The organism is Streptomyces sp. NPDC107498 (genome assembly GCF_055582805.1).
Map to the genome: position 1 here is coordinate 35,852 of NZ_JBVJPE010000008.1, position 16,143 is coordinate 51,994.

General features: G+C 72.4%; 15 protein-coding genes. 9 read left to right on the top strand and 6 right to left on the bottom strand.

The genetic code is table 11. The features are described 5' to 3' along the window. Nucleotides 1-10: 10 nt before the first annotated feature. Nucleotides 11-946, bottom strand: coding sequence for a DUF6597 domain-containing transcriptional factor (locus tag ACZ66Z_RS16090; protein WP_469934595.1), 936 nt, complete (start codon nucleotides 944-946; stop codon nucleotides 11-13). Between the two features lie 30 nt (nucleotides 947-976). Further along, nucleotides 977-1,225, bottom strand: coding sequence for a hypothetical protein (locus tag ACZ66Z_RS16095; protein ID WP_469934596.1), 249 nt, complete (start codon nucleotides 1,223-1,225; stop codon nucleotides 977-979). A 256-nt stretch (nucleotides 1,226-1,481) separates the two neighbouring features. Between ACZ66Z_RS16095 and ACZ66Z_RS16100 the strand changes: the two genes are divergently transcribed. Further along, entirely contained in the window at nucleotides 1,482-2,444 is a 963-nt protein-coding gene (locus ACZ66Z_RS16100) for an ABC transporter substrate-binding protein (RefSeq protein ID WP_469934597.1), read from the top strand. Between the two features lie 16 nt (nucleotides 2,445-2,460). On the opposite strand, the gene ACZ66Z_RS16105 is transcribed toward ACZ66Z_RS16100, so the two are convergent. Both ACZ66Z_RS16105 and ACZ66Z_RS16110 read right to left on the bottom strand, forming a co-directional pair. Beyond that, nucleotides 2,461-2,865: a MerR family transcriptional regulator gene (locus ACZ66Z_RS16105; RefSeq protein WP_469934835.1), complete on the bottom strand. Its 405-nt coding sequence runs from the start codon at nucleotides 2,863-2,865 to the stop codon at nucleotides 2,461-2,463. A gap of 160 nt (nucleotides 2,866-3,025) precedes the next feature. Further along, complete coding sequence (locus ACZ66Z_RS16110; protein WP_185094935.1) at nucleotides 3,026-3,628, bottom strand: hypothetical protein; 603 nt, start codon at nucleotides 3,626-3,628, stop codon at nucleotides 3,026-3,028. Nucleotides 3,629-3,859: 231 nt separating this feature from the next. On the opposite strand from ACZ66Z_RS16110, the gene hemL reads away from it, so the two are divergent. The 8 genes from hemL (at nucleotide 3,860) to ACZ66Z_RS16150 (ending at nucleotide 12,301) form a co-directional block, all read left to right on the top strand. Next, nucleotides 3,860-5,206 (top strand): glutamate-1-semialdehyde 2,1-aminomutase, encoded by a 1,347-nt coding sequence (hemL, locus tag ACZ66Z_RS16115; RefSeq protein WP_469934836.1) that lies wholly within the window; start codon nucleotides 3,860-3,862, stop codon nucleotides 5,204-5,206. Further along, on the top strand, nucleotides 5,203-5,907 hold the full coding sequence (locus tag ACZ66Z_RS16120; RefSeq protein ID WP_469934598.1) for a histidine phosphatase family protein: 705 nt from the start codon (nucleotides 5,203-5,205) through the stop codon (nucleotides 5,905-5,907). The genes hemL and ACZ66Z_RS16120 overlap by 4 nt, the downstream gene beginning before the upstream one ends. 324 nt (nucleotides 5,908-6,231) lie before the next feature. Further along, a complete protein-coding gene (locus tag ACZ66Z_RS16125; RefSeq protein WP_469934837.1) occupies nucleotides 6,232-7,509 on the top strand; it encodes a polysaccharide deacetylase family protein in 1,278 nt (425 codons plus the stop codon). A gap of 77 nt (nucleotides 7,510-7,586) precedes the next feature. Continuing rightward, nucleotides 7,587-8,204: a TlpA family protein disulfide reductase gene (locus tag ACZ66Z_RS16130; protein WP_469934599.1), complete on the top strand. Its 618-nt coding sequence runs from the start codon at nucleotides 7,587-7,589 to the stop codon at nucleotides 8,202-8,204. Between the two features lies 1 nt (nucleotide 8,205). Continuing rightward, on the top strand, nucleotides 8,206-8,943 hold the full coding sequence (locus ACZ66Z_RS16135) for a cytochrome c biogenesis CcdA family protein (RefSeq protein WP_469934600.1): 738 nt from the start codon (nucleotides 8,206-8,208) through the stop codon (nucleotides 8,941-8,943). A 4-nt stretch (nucleotides 8,944-8,947) separates the two neighbouring features. Further along, nucleotides 8,948-10,660 (top strand): cytochrome c biogenesis protein ResB, encoded by a 1,713-nt coding sequence (gene resB, locus ACZ66Z_RS16140; protein WP_469934601.1) that lies wholly within the window; start codon nucleotides 8,948-8,950, stop codon nucleotides 10,658-10,660. Further along, nucleotides 10,657-11,733, top strand: a complete 1,077-nt coding sequence (gene ccsB, locus ACZ66Z_RS16145; RefSeq protein WP_469934602.1) for a c-type cytochrome biogenesis protein CcsB — start codon at nucleotides 10,657-10,659, stop codon at nucleotides 11,731-11,733. Before resB ends, ccsB begins: the two co-directional genes overlap by 4 nt. Before the next feature lie 37 nt (nucleotides 11,734-11,770). After that, nucleotides 11,771-12,301: an SRPBCC domain-containing protein gene (locus tag ACZ66Z_RS16150; protein ID WP_469934603.1), complete on the top strand. Its 531-nt coding sequence runs from the start codon at nucleotides 11,771-11,773 to the stop codon at nucleotides 12,299-12,301. Nucleotides 12,302-12,314: 13 nt separating this feature from the next. On the opposite strand, the gene ACZ66Z_RS16155 is transcribed toward ACZ66Z_RS16150, so the two are convergent. Together ACZ66Z_RS16155 and ACZ66Z_RS16160 are read right to left on the bottom strand one after the other, a co-directional pair. Further along, nucleotides 12,315-13,859 carry an ABC transporter substrate-binding protein gene (locus ACZ66Z_RS16155; protein ID WP_469934604.1) on the bottom strand — a complete coding sequence of 515 codons (1,545 nt, stop codon included), beginning with the start codon at nucleotides 13,857-13,859 and terminating at the stop codon, nucleotides 12,315-12,317. Between the two features lie 4 nt (nucleotides 13,860-13,863). Further along, the gene (locus ACZ66Z_RS16160) at nucleotides 13,864-15,927 is read right to left on the bottom strand and encodes a hypothetical protein (protein ID WP_469934605.1); all 2,064 of its coding nucleotides are present in this window, start codon (nucleotides 15,925-15,927) and stop codon (nucleotides 13,864-13,866) included. Nucleotides 15,928-16,143 lie beyond the last annotated feature (216 nt).

Genomic DNA, 16,143 nt, shown 5'->3' on the forward strand with positions numbered 1-16,143 from the left:
GTACGGTAGGTCAGGGTGCTGACACCGCGCGGGCGTACGCGGTGGGCGACACCCCGATCGTCGCCGTGAAGTCCCGTACGAGATGGGCCTGGTCGCTGTAACCCAACTCGGCGGCGAGCACGGCCCAGTCGGGGCCGGCCGCCGACTCGGCCCGCTCCAGGGCCTCGTGGAAGCGGTAGCGCAGGATCACCCACTTCGGACCCACGCCGACGTGGCCGGCGAAGAGGCGCTGGAGCGAACGCGCCGACAGTCCGCTCGCGGCGGCCAGCCGGGACACCCTGCGGACCGTGCGGTCCGAACGGATCAGGTCCACCAGCTCCATGGCCTGCCCGGCGGCCGGGTCGGGCTCCGGTCCGCGGGCCAGGAGGAAGGCGTCGAGCGCCGCCACGCGCGCGTGGTCGCCGTCGGGGGACAGCACGGCGGCCAGGGGGGTGGGGGCGGGGGCGGTGCTCGCGCCCCCGCTCCCGCCCCCGCTCGCGCCCCCGCTCGCGCCCCCGCTCGCGCCCCCGCTCGCGCGCCCGGCCGCGCGTCCCTCCGGGAACACCTCCTCCAGCGGCACCCGCCGGCCCGTCCAGGCCGACACCGGCCACGCGGGCGCGAAGGGCCGGAAACCGCCCGGGCGGAACTGCACCCCGCAGACCCGGCCCGTCCCCGTCAGCTCCTGCGTGAACAGGCCCAGCCCCACCCCCGCCACCTCGGCCCACGCGTTCGCCGCCGGGGCGCCCGGCGGCCCGTACCGCTGGAAGACGACGTTCACCGACGGGTGCGGGACGAGACGGCTCGCGTACGGCTCCGGCAGTTCCCAGTCGATCAGCCAGTAGTGCTCCAGGTACGGCCGCAGCTCCGGTGCCGGGAGGCGACGGCGGAAGCGGATCCGGGAGAGCAGCTCGGCGGGGTCGACGATGCCCCGGGTGTCCCGGCGGGGGCGGGGAGCTGAGGCGGGCATGGTCCGCATGCTAGGGCCGGGACGGGCTGGTCAGCGCGGGTGGTCCGCGGGGCCCGGGGTGAGCCGGGAGGCGACCTGGCCGAAGGCGTGCTCCTCCTCGGGTGTCAGGGGCACCGACTCCTGCGGGTGCCAGACCCGCTCCAGCAAGGTGTCCGCCGGTTCGCGGCGGGCGCGGGACCGGGCCCGCAGGCTCAGCGTCAGCCACGTCACCGTCGAGACGGCGAGCAGGCCGACGAGCGTGATCACGCGGGGGTCCGAGAACGGGCCGGGCACGGACATGGCTCACTCCAGGGCGTGAGGGCCGCTCGTGTCCGGCGCGCCCCGGCAGGTGACGCGCGCGTGCACGACGGAACTGGCGATTCCCACTGCTTCCTCCCGATTCGTTCAGTTAACACCACCCGGGGGTGATTTCGGCAGGGGCCCCGGGGCGGAGTCCCGGCTCGTCGACGGTGGGCGGCAGGCCCTCTTGTGCGGTCCTGGGAAGCCCTCCAAGGTGGCGGACGAGGGAGATTCCGGCCGGGGAGGGAGCAGCCGCATGTCCGGGACAGAGGGATGGGGATTCACGGACGACAGGGGGACGGAGCTGAGGGCGGCCCGCGTGCCGCTGCGCGTCGTCGCCTACGTACGGGCCGGCGCGGCCCTGCTCGACCTCGGGGTGGCGCCGGTCGCCGTGTACGGCTCCGGGCACGACGGCGGGGCGCTCGATCCGGCCAAGGCCGGTGGTCTCCGGGCGGCCGGGGTGCCGTACCTCGGGCCGGGCCGGACCCTGGACGAGGCGGCGCTGGGCGAGCTGCGGCCGGACGTGATCGTCGACGTGACCTACGACGGCAAGAGCCCGTACGCGCTCGACGGGGCGGTCGCCGAGCGGCTCGGGATTCCGCTCGTCGCGCTCTCCGTCGGCAACGACCTCACCCTGCCGGCGATCCTCGACCGCTTCGCCGCGCTGGCGGCGAGCCTCGCCGCCGAGCCGGCGCGATCCGCTTCCGGCGCGGACGCCGGAGCCGCCGGACCCGTCGCCGGGCCCGACGCCCGATCCGCGCGGTCCGCTTCCGCCACCGAGCCCGCCACCGGACCCGCGCCCGTCGCCTCAGCCACCGCCCCCGTCTCGGCCCCCGCCGAGTTCGCCGCCGCCGAGGACGTCCTCCGGGGGGTCGCCTCCAGGTCCGGGGGCGCCGTGCTCGCGCTCTCCGGGGCGGGGGACGAGCAGGTGCACCTCGCCCGGCCGCGGGCCTGGCCCGAGCTGGCGCACCTCGCCGGCCTGGGCGTCCGGTTGCTCGACCCCGGTCCCGGGCCCGGCGCCAACTGGCTCACCGGTGACTGGGCCCGGGTCGCCGAACTCCGTCCCGACCTGGTCCTCTTCGACGACCGGGAGCACGCGACCCCGCCGCACGGCCTTCCCTCCGGGGTCCGCCTCGCCCCCTGGAGCCCCGAGACCCCGCCCAGCCCCGCCGCGTACGCCCGCTTCTTCCGCGACCTCGCCGAGGCCCTGGCGCCATAGGTCCGCCGGGCGGGTCCTACCCGAGGTGGGCGCGGAGGGAGGCGGCGAACTCCTCCGCGCGGGCGAGCTGGGTCCGGAGCTCGGCGACGCGCTCCGCCGCGGCCTCCTCGTAGCGGTGGACGCGGTCCACCAGGGCGGCCCGCTCGCCCGGTTCGAGTTCGGTGGCCGTGCCCGGGCGGTCGGCGGACAGCCGGTCCACGGCCCCGAGGAGCTCGCGGGTCTCGTCGAGGGTGAAACCGAGCGGCCCCATCCGGCGCACCACCATCAACCGGGACACGTCCGCGTCCGTGTAGAGGGGGAAGCCGCCCGGCGAGGCCGCGGACGGGACGACCAGGCCGCTGTCCTCGTACTGCCGGATGGTCCGCAGCGGCAGTTCGGTCCGCGCGGCGACCTCGCCGATCTGCATGGGCCGGCCGGTCATGCGTACTGCGCTCACGCGTCTGGCTCCTTCCTCGTACGGGGAGTCGTCAGGGCGTACGGACTCCCTGGGGGCGCGACTTCCGTGCATTACATACCATTCGTCCTAATTTCAGCATCTATGAGGGAGGGAAGCGTGGCGAAACGCCTGCGCGCCGGTCGGCTCAGGGCCAGACCAGGCAGTACGGCTGGTGTCCCGCCTCGTGGAGGCGGACCGAGAAGTCCTGCCACTCGTGGAGGAGCCGGTAGACGTCGAAGGCGTCGCGCGGTCCGCCGCGGTCCGGGACCGTCGACCAGATGAAGGCGGCGGCGCCGACCGACTCCTCGCCGATCCCGCGCAGCGGGTCGACCACGGTCATCGGCAGCTTCACCACGGCGTAGTCCGGGTGCAGCACCACCAGCTCCAGCGGCGGCACCTTGTGCAGGGGCATCCCCTGGATGCCGGTCAGGACCATGGCCGCTATCGTCTCGGGCTTGATCTTGGTGAACATGCCGCCCATGCCGAGCTCGTCACCGCCGAGCTCCTCGGGGCGCATCGAGATCGGTACCTGGGCCGCGGTGGCGCTGTTGGGCGCGCCGAAGTACTTGTACGTCACCCCCAAGCTCCGGCCCCCGGTCGTCGGGGCCGAGTCCGCAACGGGCTCCGGCTTCGGCCGGTGCTCCGAAGCGGTCGGCTCCTCGGATCGCCTGCGCCGGTGCCTCCCCCGCCGGGCAGACTCCGGACCCAGGTCGTCCGTCCCCTCGCCCGGTCCGCCACCGCGATGCATATCTCCACCCGACTGCTTTTTCTCGGCAACACGACCCCGCCGCGCAACCCGATCATCGTGTCAGTGACCTCCCCCGCGTTCGTACGGTGAAACACCTGTCCGCAAGAACGCCGTGGCCTCTGACACCATGGATTCCGTGAGTCATCCCTATGACGCCCCAGTTTCGCAGACGCGGACGGGGAGCGCCCCGGCGTAACAGACAGGATGCTCACCGCCGTCCCTCCGTTCCCGATGTCGTGCCCGAAGTCGTTCTCGCAGGTCAGGATCACAGTGCCGTATTCATACGAAGCCCCAGTCTCACAGACGCTTTTCGACCGCGCTTCCCTCGTGACGCCCGGCGGCGTGAACTCACCGGTGCGTGCCTTCCGGGCCGTGGGCGGAACGCCCCGGTTCATGGTGTCCGGTTCCGGTCCGTACCTCACCGACGCGGACGGTCGTGAGTACGTCGACCTCGTCTGCTCGTGGGGACCGATGATCCTCGGCCACGCGCACCCCGAGGTCACCGCCGCCGTGCAGGCCGCCGTGGCCCGCGGCACCTCCTTCGGGACGCCCGGCGAGGGCGAGGTCGCGCTCGGCGAGGAGATCGTCGCGCGGATCGAGCCGGTCGAGCAGGTCCGGCTCGTCTCCTCCGGCACGGAGGCCACGATGTCCGCGATCCGCCTGGCGCGCGGCTTCACCGGGCGCGCCAAGGTCGTCAAGTTCGCGGGCTGCTACCACGGCCACGTGGACGCGCTGCTCGCCGCGGCCGGTTCGGGTCTGGCGACCTTCGCCCTGCCGGACACGCCCGGGGTGACGGGCGCGCAGGCCGGCGACACGATCGTGCTGCCGTACAACGACCTGGAGGCCGTGCGGGCGGCGTTCGCCGCGCACCCGGGCGAGATCGCCTGTGTGATCACCGAGGCCTCGCCGGGCAACATGGGCGTCGTCCCGCCGGCGGCCGGCTTCAACCAGGGCCTGGCGGACCTGTGCCGGGAGAACGGCGCGCTGTACGTCTCCGACGAGGTCATGACCGGTTTCCGCACCTCGCGGGCCGGCTGGTACGGCGTCGACGGCGTGAAGCCCGACCTGATGACCTTCGGCAAGGTCATGGGCGGCGGCTTCCCGGCGGCCGCGTTCGGTGGCCGCGCGGACGTCATGGGGCACCTGGCGCCGGCCGGGCCGGTCTACCAGGCGGGCACCCTCTCCGGGAACCCGGTCGCGACCGCCGCCGGGCTCGCGCAGCTGCGGCTGCTCGACGAGGCCGCGTACGACAAGGTGAACGCGGTCTCGGAGGAGATCCAGGGCCTGGTCACGGGCGCGCTGGCCAAGGAGGGCGTGGCGCACCGGCTGCAGACCGCGTCCAACATGTTCTCGGTGTTCTTCACCGCCGACGAGGTGCGGAACTACGACGACGCGAAGAAGCAGGAGGCGTTCCGCTTCAACGCCTTCTTCCACTCGATGCTGGCCGACGGCGTGTACCTGCCGCCGTCCGCCTTCGAGTCCTGGTTCGTGTCGACCGCGCACGACGAGCGGGCGGTCGAGCGGATCGCCGCCGCCCTTCCGGCCGCGGCCCGCGCCGCCGCGGAGGCCACGGCATGAGCGACGCGACGAGCCGCCCGAAGGGCGCCGAGGACATCACCGTCGTCCATCTGATGCGCCACGGCGAGGTCCACAACCCCGACGGGGTGCTGTACGGCCGCCGGGCCGGCTACCACCTCTCCGAGCTGGGCCGGCGGATGGCGGACCGGGTCGCCGAGTCGCTGGCCGACCGGGACGTCACGTACGTCGTCGCCTCCCCGCTGGAGCGGGCGCAGGAGACGGCGACGCCGATCGCCAAGTCGCACGGTCTGGACCTGGCCAGTGACGAGCGGCTGATCGAGGCGGCGAACGTCTTCGAGGGCAAGACCTTCGGCGTCGGTGACGGGGCGCTGCGCAAGCCGGCGAACTGGAAGCACCTCACCAACCCGTTCCAGCCGTCCTGGGGCGAGCCGTACGTCGAGCAGGTCGTGCGCATGATGGGCGCGCTCGACGCGGCGAAGGACGCGGCCCGGGGGCACGAGGCGGTCTGCGTCAGCCACCAGCTGCCGATCTGGATCGTCCGCAGCTTCGTGGAGAAGCGGCGGCTCTGGCACGACCCGCGCCGCCGTCAGTGCACGCTGGCGTCGCTGACCTCGTTCACGTACCGCGGTGACAAGATCGTCTCGGTCGGGTACAGCGAGCCGGCCCGGGACCTCGTCCCGGTGCACCTGCTCGCGGGCGCGAAGCCGGTCAAGGGGAAGTCGAAGGCCTTCGGGGCGTAGCTCCCGGAGCCTTCCCGCGGTCCTCGCCGGACGGCGCCGTGCGGTCCCCATCGGCGGCGCCGTGCGGTCCCCATCGGCGTCGTCGTGCGGTCCCACCGGTGGTGCCGCGCGGTCCCACCGGTGGTGCCGCGCGGTCTCCACTGGACAGCGCGGTGGAGAGGGGCCACAGTTCAGGGCGGTCGGATGATGTTCATGTCATCCGTCCGCCCTAAAATTTTTGTGCGATTTTCCGGAACCTCCGTGTTCCTCCCGGCATCTCACTCATTGTCGGTTTGGATGACGTTCAGGTCATACGTCAGCGCGAATGGGGATGTCATGCGCGGGATCAGTGGGATCAGTCGAAGGGGGCTGCTCGGAGCGGGCGTTGGGGCCGCTGCGGCGATGGGGCTTGCCGCATGCAATACCGGAAACCAGGACAAGCCTGGGCGTTCCGGACCCGGCAAGGGGGGTGACGTCTCGGCGGACCCGGGCACGCCCACCCCGACCAAGGACGACGCCCGGCTCATCGGCGACGGTTCCACCGCCGACACCGGCAAGCAGCCGCACCAGCCCGACGCCCCCGTCCCGCTCGAACCCGGCCAGACCCCGCCCCAGTTCGTGATCTTCTCCTGGGACGGCGCCGGCGAGGTCGGCAACGGCCTCTTCCCGCGCTTCCTCGAACTCGCGAAGAACAACGACGCGGCGATGACCTTCTTCCTCTCCGGGATCTACCTCCTCCCCGAGTCGAAGAAGAACCTCTACCGCCCGCCGAACAACCGCGTCGGCGCCTCCGACATCGGCTACCTCACCGACGGGCACATCAAGGAGACCCTGAAGCACGTCCGGCAGGCCTGGCTCGACGGACACGAGATCGGCACCCACTTCAACGGACACTTCTGCGGCGGCTCCGGCTCCGTCGGCAACTGGACCCCGGCCCAGTGGCAGAGCGAGATCGACCAGGCGATGAAGTTCGTCACCGAGTGGAAGACCAACAGCGGCTGGACCGACCTCGACCCGCTGCCCTTCGACTACTCCAAGGAGCTCGTCGGCGGTCGCACCCCCTGCCTCCTCGGCCAGGAGAACCTGCTCCCCACCGCCAAGCGCCTGGGCTGGCGCTACGACGCCAGCTCGCCCGGCGGCCGTCAGATGTGGCCGACGAAGCGCCAGGGGATCTGGGACCTCCCCCTCCAGGCCGTGCCCTTCCCGGGGCACTCCTTCGAGGTCCTGTCCATGGACTACAACATGCTCGCCAACCAGTCGAAGAACACGACCAAGGGAATGCCCTCGCGCTACCCGGGCTGGCGCAAGCAGGCGGCCGAGGCGTACCTCTCCGGCTTCACGCGCGCGTACGAGTCGAATCGCGCGCCCTTCTTCATCGGCAACCACTTCGAGCAGTGGAACGGCGGCATCTACATGGACGCCGTCGAAGAGGCGCTCAAGGGAATGGCCGGAAAGAAGGACGTGCGGCTCGTCTCCTTCAAGCAGTTCGTGGACTGGCTCGACGTCCAGGACCCGAAGATCCTGGAGAAGCTGCGCTCGCTGGAGGTCGGACAGAAGCCCGCGGGCGGCTGGAACGCCTTCCTCAGGCCCGCTCCCACCCCCACGTCCACCCCGACCGCTTAGCCGATCTTGACAAGGGGCTTTACGGGCACGTAGGGGGGTGCCCAAGATCCCCCAAACGCCCATGCGAAACTTTTCACATGAGCCTTAGCCGTGCCCCCCGAAGCACCCGGCGCACCCTGGTCGCCGTCGGCATGCTGTCCGTCGCCGCCCTCACGCTCTCGGCCTGCGGCGGCGGCGACAACGGCAAGTCCGGCGGCGGCGGCAACACCAACTTCGTGACCAACACGGGCGGCATCTCCACCGCCGCCAAGGGCGAGCGCACGGCACCGAAGGAGATCGCCGGCGAGACCCTCGAAGGCAAGCGGCTCGACGTCGCCGACTTCAAGGGCAAGGTCGTCGTCCTCAACGTCTGGGGCTCCTGGTGCGGCCCGTGCCGTGCCGAGGCCTCGCACTTCGTGAAGGTCGCCAAGGACCTCAAGGGCCGGGGCGTCGAGTTCGTCGGCCTCAACACCCGCGACTTCAACAAGCAGCAGGCGCTCACCTTCGAAGAGGACTACGGGGTGCCCTACCCCAGCCTCTACGACCCCAACGGCAAGCTGATCCTCTTCGGCTTCCCCAAGGGCACGCTCAACCCCCAGTCCATCCCCTCCACCGTCGTCCTCGACAAGGAGGGCAAGATCGCCGCCCGCTCCCTCATGGCGCTCGACGAGAAGAAGCTCCGGTCGATGATCGAGCCGCTGCTCGCGGAGAAGTGACGTGAACCAGACGGTCTTCAGCGGCGCCCTGCTGCTCGCCCTGCCCATCGCGGTCCTCGGCGGCCTGGTCTCCTTCTTCTCCCCCTGTGTCCTGCCGCTCGTCCCCGGCTACCTGAGCTATGTGACCGGCGTCACCGGCACCGACCTCGCCGAGGCGCGGCGCGGCCGGATGGCCGTCGGAGCCACCCTCTTCGTCCTCGGCTTCTCCGCCGTGTTCGTCTCCGGGGGCGCGCTCTTCGGCTACTTCGGATGGACGCTCCAGGAGCACCGCGAGCTGCTCGGCAAGGTCCTCGGAGCGCTGATGGTCCTCATGGGCCTCTTCTTCATGGGGCTCGTGCCCGGCGTCACCCAGCGCGAGTTCCGCATCCACCGCAAGCCCGTCGCCGGCCTGCTCGGCGCCCCGCTGCTCGGCGCGCTCTTCGGCATCGGATGGGCCCCGTGCATCGGTCCGACCCTCGCCGCGGTCAACGCCCTCGCCACGGAGCAGGCCAGCGCCGGCCGGGGAGCGCTGCTGACCTTCGCGTACTGCGTCGGCCTCGGGCTGCCGTTCATCCTCGCGGCGGTCGCCTTCCGCAAGGCGCTCGGCGCCTTCGGGTGGGTCAAGAAGCACTATGTGTGGGTCATGAGGATCGGCGGCGGCATGATGATCCTGACCGGACTGCTCATGCTCACGGGCGTGTGGAACGGCATGGTGTCCACGATGCAGGGCTGGTCCGACGGTTTCACGGTGGGGATCTGAGTTCATGAGCACGACCGACTCTCCGGAGACGACGGAGCAGCAGGAGGGCCTCGGCAGCGCCGGGGCGCAGCTGTCGACCGCCCCCCAGGAGGACACCGCCGTCGGCGGCCCCGCCCTCGGGGCGATCGGCTGGCTCCGCTGGTTCTGGCGGCAGCTGACCTCCATGCGGGTCGCGCTGATCCTGCTGTTCATGCTCTCCCTGGGCGCCGTCCCCGGCTCCCTCGTCCCGCAGAACAGCGCGGACGAGCTGAAGGTGCGGGCGTTCAAGGACGCCCACGAGACCCTCACCCCGCTGTACGAGAAGCTGCAGTTCTTCGACGTCTACAGCTCGGTGTGGTTCTCCGCGATCTACATCCTGCTGTTCGTCTCCCTCATCGGCTGCATCGTGCCGCGCAGCTGGCAGTTCGTCGGCCAGCTCCGCAGCCGCCCGCCGGGTGCCCCCCGGCGCCTCGACCGGCTGCCCGCCTACACCACCTGGCGCACCGGGGCCGATCCCGAGCAGGTCCGCGAGGCCGCGCTCGCCGTCCTCAAGGGCCGCCGCTTCCGCGCCCACACCGCCGGGAACGCGGTCGCCGCCGAGAAGGGCTATCTGCGCGAGGCCGGGAACCTGGCCTTCCACGTCGCCCTGATCGTGATGCTCGTCGCCTTCGCCTGGGGCCAGCTCTTCAAGTCCGAGGGCGGCAAGCTGATCGTCGAGGGCGACGGCTTCTCCAACACGCTCACCCAGTACGACGACTTCAAGTCCGGGTCCCAGTTCGGCACCGACGAGCTGGAGCCGTTCAGCTTCACCCTGGACTCCTTCACCGGCACGTACGAGAAGAACGGCCCCCAGCGCGGCACCCCGCGCACCTTCGAGGCGGCCGTCACCTACTCGCAGGGCGGCGCCGACAGGAAGAAGGTCATCCGGGTCAACGAGCCGCTGGAGGTGGGCGACTCCAAGGTCTACCTGATCGCCCACGGCTACGCGCCCGTCGTCACCGTCAAGGACGGCCGCGGCAAGACCGTCTTCCACGGCGCCGTGCCGATGCTGCCCATCGACAACAACATCACGTCGACCGGCGCCGTCAAGGTGATGGACGGCTACCGCGACAAGAACGGCAAGAAGGCCCAGCTCGGCTTCACGGCCCTCTTCGTGCCGACCTTCGCGGGCGAGGGCAAGGGCACGATGTTCTCGCAGTTCCCCGCGCTCGACTTCCCGGTCATGGCGCTCACCGGCTACCACGGCGACCTGCGCGTGAACTCCGGCCTGCCGCAGAACGTGTACCAGCTCGACACCTCCAAGATGAAGCAGTTCAAGATCGACAAGGGGACCGGGGTCGCGCAGCGCATGCTGCCCGGCGAGAGCATGACGCTCCCCGACGGCGCCGGCTCGATCACCTTCGAGAAGGACATCAAGGAGTGGGCGAGCTTCCAGATCTCGCAGCAGCCGGGGAACGGTCTCGCCCTCGCGGGCGCGATCGCCGCGATCGCCGGTCTGACCGGCTCGCTCTTCATCCAGCGCCGCCGGGTCTGGGTCCGGGCCGTGCGCGGTGAGGACGGCGTCACCGTCGTCGAGATGGCCGGGCTCAGCCGCAGCGAGTCCGCCAAGCTGCCGGAGGAGCTGGGCGACCTCGCGGTCGCGCTCACCGCGCAGGCGCCGCCCGCACCGGAAGACGTACCGGAACCCGCGGAAGAACCCGCAGAAGACCCCGCCCCTTCTGGAGAGGCCGACAAGTGATCCTCGCCGCCACGACCAACGAGAGCCTGGCGCAGATGAGCGACCTGCTCGTCTACTCCTCGATGGCCGTCTACACCCTGGCCTTCTTCGCCCACATCGCCGAGTGGGTGTTCGGCAGTCGCAGCAAGGTCGGCCGCACCGCCGCCGCCCTCACGCAGCAGGCCCCGGCCGCCGCCGTGACCGTCCGGGTCAAGCAGGCCGGGGGCACCGCCGTCCTCGACAAGCCGAAGGTCGTCACGCGCTCCGCGGCCGGCGCCCGTGACGTGCCGGACGGCCCCGGCGCGGCCGGCGGCACGGTCAAGGGCGACCTGTACGGCCGCATCGCCGTCTCGCTCACCGTCCTCGCCTTCGCGGTCGAGGCGGCGGGCGTGGTCACCCGGGCGCTCTCCGTGCAGCGGGCCCCCTGGGGCAACATGTACGAGTTCTCCACGACCTTCTCCACGGTGGCCGTCGGCGCGTACCTGGGCTTCCTCCTCGCCAAGAAGGACATCCGCTGGATCGGCCTGCCGCTGGTGACCACGGTCCTGCTCGACCTGGGCATGGCCACCACCTGGCTGAAGACCCCCAGCGACCAGCTGGTCCCGGCGCTCGACTCGTACTGGCTGTGGATCCACGTCTCCACCGCGATCTTCTGCGGCGCGGTCTTCTACATCGGCGCGGTCGGGACCCTGCTGTACCTCTTCCGCGACTCGTACGAGAACAAGCTCGCGACCGGCGGGAACCCGGGCTCCTTCGCCCGTTCGGTGATGGAGCGGCTGCCCTCCGCGGCCTCGCTCGACAAGTTCTCGTACCGGGTCAACGCGGCCGTCTTCCCGCTGTGGACCTTCACGATCATCGCCGGTGCGATCTGGGCCGGTGACGCGTGGGGCCGTTACTGGGGCTGGGACGCCAAGGAGGTCTGGTCCTTCATCACCTGGGTCGGTTACGCGGCGTACCTGCACGCGCGCGCGACGGCCGGCTGGAAGGGGCGGAAGGCCGCGTACATCGCGCTCATCGCCTTCGCCTGCTTCCTCTTCAACTACTACGGCGTCAACATCTTCGTGACCAGCAAGCACTCCTACGCCGGCGTCTGAGCTGGCACGGGACCTGTCCCGGGGTGACGCTGGAGACATGAGCGAGATCTCCCGGGGCAGGAGCGAGACCCACGACGGCGACCGGCACCTGCTGCACTTCGTCGTGGACCTCCCCCAGCCGGTGCCGGCGGTCTGGGCGGCCGTCGCCTCGCCCGAGGGCCTGCCGGCCTGGCTCTGCGAGGCGGACCCGCTGGAGCCGCGGCTCGGCGGGCGGGTGACCCTCCGCTGGCTCAACAGCGACACCGAGGTCTCGGGGCGGGTGACCGCCTGGGACCCCGACCGCGTGGCCGAGTACACGGTCGGCCCGACGCACGGCCGGATCCGGTTCCATCTGGAGCCGGGGTCCGGGGGCGGCGGGTCGACCGTGCTGCGTTTCACCAACGAGCTGCGGGGGTCCGCCGAGCACCGGCTGGACTGTCTGGCGGGGTGGCACGACCACTTCGAGCGGCTCGCGGCTTCCCTGGACGGTCACCCCGTGGACTGGCGGGACTGGTCGCCGGAGCGGTGGCGGCATCTGCGCGAGCTGTACGAGCGCGACGAGGCCCCCTGGCCCAAGTGGGTGCCGTAGGCGGCGCGGCGGCTCACCCCCGCTTCGGCGGCAGGCAGGTCTCCGTGGGCGGGCGGCCCTCCGGCCAGGCCGTCTGGACGAAGCGCTGGGTGCCGTCCTGGGCCAGTTCCACGATCGGGACCGCCTTGTTGTAGGGGTTGCCGTAGTTGTCCAGGCAGATCCAGCCGCTCGCGCCCTCCACCCGCAGGGAGCCCTTGACCTGCGGCCACTGCGTCCCCACGTCCTCCTTCGCCGGGTAGACCGCGCCGTCCGGGGTGGCCTGGCGGATCGCGTGGACCGCCGTCGCCATCGCGTCGTACGCGATGATCGCCTGGCCGTCCGCGAGCGCCACCGGCTTCTTCGCGGCGCGGGCGATGTCCGTCAGGAACGTCGAGTACGCCACCACCGAACCGCCCGTCGCCGGGATCCGACGCCCGGCCGCCGGCTTCCAGGCGTCCGGGTGGGCGAGCGAGGCGTACCGCACGGTCAGCCTCGCCTTCAGCGCCTTGCGGTCGAGCTTCTCGTCCGCGCCCAGGTAGGAGCCCTCGTCGCCGGTGAGGACGGTGAAGGCGCGGTCGACGCAGCCGCGCGAGCCGAGTGCGTTGATGAACTGCCGGAGCTGGGTGTGGCGGCCCGCGAAGAAGACGGTCTCGGCGCGGGTGTCGCAGATCAGATGGGTGATCTGGCGGAAGGTGTTGGCGGTGGTGCCCTCCTCGGTGGGGTCGGCGGGCGAGGTGAAGAGGCCCGGCTCGTGCGGGGCGCCCTTGAGGTTGGCGGCGAAGGCGGCCTTGAGGGTGTCGGTGTAGTGGTCGCCGGTCCGGGTGTCCTGGACGAGGAAGGCCTTGGTGGCGTCCACCCGGCCGAAGTGCGAGAGGGCCTTGGCCTCGTCGGTGTTGGTGGGGGAGACGCGGGCGAGCCCCGGGTAGCGGTTGTGGCCGGCCCCGGGGCCGTTGGCGATGTCGTCGGCGGTGATGGTGGTGCCGACGACGGCGATCCCGGCGGCGGTGAGGGCGGCCACCGACTCCCGCACCTCGGTGGAGGAGGTGGCCACGCCGGAGACGGCCCGCAGCCGGTCGGGGGTGTCCGTCATGGCGACGAGCCGGTCGACGGTCTCGCGCCAGTGGGCGTTGCCCTTGCCGGTGTTGGCGAGGACCAGGCGGATCTTCGGGGTCTCGCTGTTGGACTCGTGGTTGGCCCGGTACTGGTAGGCGTACGCGCCCTGGACCTCGTGCAGGACCTTCTCCCGCATGCCGCTGTCGGAGGAGGTCAGCGGCAGGAGCACGGCGACGGTCGCGTACTCGCCGGCCTTCAGCGTGGCGTTCTCGCGGCCGATGGCCCCGGCGACCTCGTCGAGGTCCGCCATGCCGAAGGCGTGGCCGTCGCCGTTGACGCCGACGCACTCGGAGCTGCCGACGGGACGCGCCACGCCGGTGGCGCAGGAACGGTCCTCCGGTGTGGTCAGCCGGGAGACGCCGTAGCCGCCGAGACCGAGGACGACGGCGGCGGTGACGAGCGAGGCGACGAGCTTCTGGCGGGGGGTGCGGACGCGGCGGCGCAGCGTGGTGAAGCGAGGGGACATGGCGTCAGACTCCGTTCTCACGGCCCGGCGGCAGCGACGGCTCCCGCCAGGCACGGATGTCGCGCGGCCAGGTGCTCGCCGCGTCCCAGAGCGAACCGCTGCCCGTCAGATGGCGGCCGGAGAGCCGGCGCAGCTCGTGCGCGAGCCGGTCGGCGACCTCGTCGTCGGGCAGGGCGAGCGGATCGGTGAGCAGCCACACGGCGTGCAGCAGCCGTCGTACGGACAGGTGGAGTTCGGTGGTGTCGGGATCGAGGCCGGAGGGGACGGCGCCGGGCGGCTCCTGGCCGAGGGCGACCGCCCGGCGCGGGTCGGGGCCCGGCCGGCCCCGCTCGCGCGGGTACGGGGCGGCGCCGATGAACCGGAGCCGGTCGAGCCAGCCGAGGACGTCCTGTCCGGGGAAGGTCTCCCGCAGGTGCGTGACGGCCTCCTCGACGCGGCCGAGGGCGAGGCCGTGGTGGAGGCGGTACGGGCCCGGGCCCGGGCCGTAGTGCCGGTACAGCGTCTCGTGGACGGCGTGCCAGGCGGCGTACCGCGGATGGTCGTCGTCCTCGAAGCGCAGCCGGTACAGGAGCAGGGTGCGCAGCAGGGGGTCGGCGACGAAGTGGCCGGGTCCCTCGCCCCAGTCCTCGGCGCGCAGCTGGTCGCGGACCCGCAGCGCCACGTCCCCGTCCAGGGACTCCGCCTGGAGCCGGGCGTGGGCGAGCATCCGGGCGGAGTCCTCGTCGTGGGTCGCGGCCAGCACGGCGTACGGCCCCGGCCTGCGCACCGGCAGGAGTTCGGCGAGGAGCGTGGGGGCGACGGGCACCGGCGGGGCGTCCTCGCGCAGCTCCACCGTCAGGTCGAGGAGCCGGCCCGGGGTGAGACCGGCCCGCAGCTCCGCGGGGGCCTCGCCGGCGGCCCGGCCGAGGAGGGCCACGCCGAGCGGGCGGCCGCCGGTCAGCCGGTGGACGGCGCGGGCGAGCTCGGCGGGGGTGCGGCCCGCCGGGTCGTGGTGGTCGAAGGCGGACCGGGTCTGGGCGGGGGAGAGCGGTGTCAGCTCGACGGCGAGGATGCCCGAGCCGACGCTCGTCCCGCGCGGGCAGGGCGCCCGGTGCGCGGTCTCCGGCAGCCGGGTGCGGGTGGCCTGCCGCAGGCCCTCGTGGTCGCGGACCCGGGAGGTGGCGAGGACGACGACCCGGTCGCGGCGGCCCTCGGCGGCGCGGGCGCGCAGGATCGGCTCGACGAGCCGCCGGCCGAGCGGCTCGTGGGCGTTGTCGAGGAGGAGCAGGGGCCGGCCGATGCGGGCGCCGCGCTGGAGCCCGGTGTAGGCGTGGCGCAGGTCCTCGGTGAGGGCGCCGACGAGGAAGTCCTCGGCCTCGCGGCGGCGCCGGCCGCCCTGCTCGAAGTCGATCGCGAGCTGCTGGAGGCCGGCCTTGGCGCGCCCGCCGGCGTTGCGGTAGCGGCCGTACCAGCTCTCGGCGCCGCGCTGGAGGCGGCCGAACACCTCCTCCAGGACGGTCTCCACGGTCGCCTCGGCGAGCAGCCCGGCGAGCGGGACGGCGGCGTCGGCGAAGGTGGCGGCGAGCTTGGCGAGGACCTTGCCGACCCAGTTGGCGGCGGCGCCCCGGGTCGCGTCGACGGTCGCGAGGAGCGGCCCGAGCCGTTGGAGGTCGCGCCGGGCCCGCTCGTCGTCCTCCTGGGACCAGGCGAGGGAGGCGACCGCGACCAGACCGAGCGAGAGCCGGGGGAAGCGCACGGGCCGGGCGCCCAGCACCTTCGGCGACAGCTGCACGGCCAGCTCGGCGAGGGCGCCGGTGACCGGGGTCCAGCCGGGGCCGTGGTCGGCGGGCGGTTCGATGCGGGCGCAGTCGAGGAGGGCGAGCGGCGTGTAGCCCTTGTAGCGGTTGCGGACCTCCTTGAGCAGGGCGGTCTTCCCCATGCCGCGCCCGCCGGTGAAGACCGTCACGGGCGGGTCGTCCCCGTGCTCGTACGCGATGCGCGCGGCCCCCTGTCGGCTGAGCCCGACGAGCCGGGCGACGAGCCCGCCCTCGTCCAGGGCCGCCTCGCGGCCGTACAGCTCTCTGTCCACGCCCCCGCCACCCCCGTCACAGTCAACTCAAGGATATCGACGGCGTGTTGGGAAAGCGGTCGGCTTTTCGACTCTGTTGTGGACCTGTTCCCAGTCCGTGGCGACGGCGTCGAGCCGGCCCCGCAGGCAGGAGTGCGACTCCTTCGGGCCGGGGTCCACCCCGTGCCCGGTGACCAGCAGGAACCCGGCCTCGCGCGGGGCGCGGCCGACGGCGGG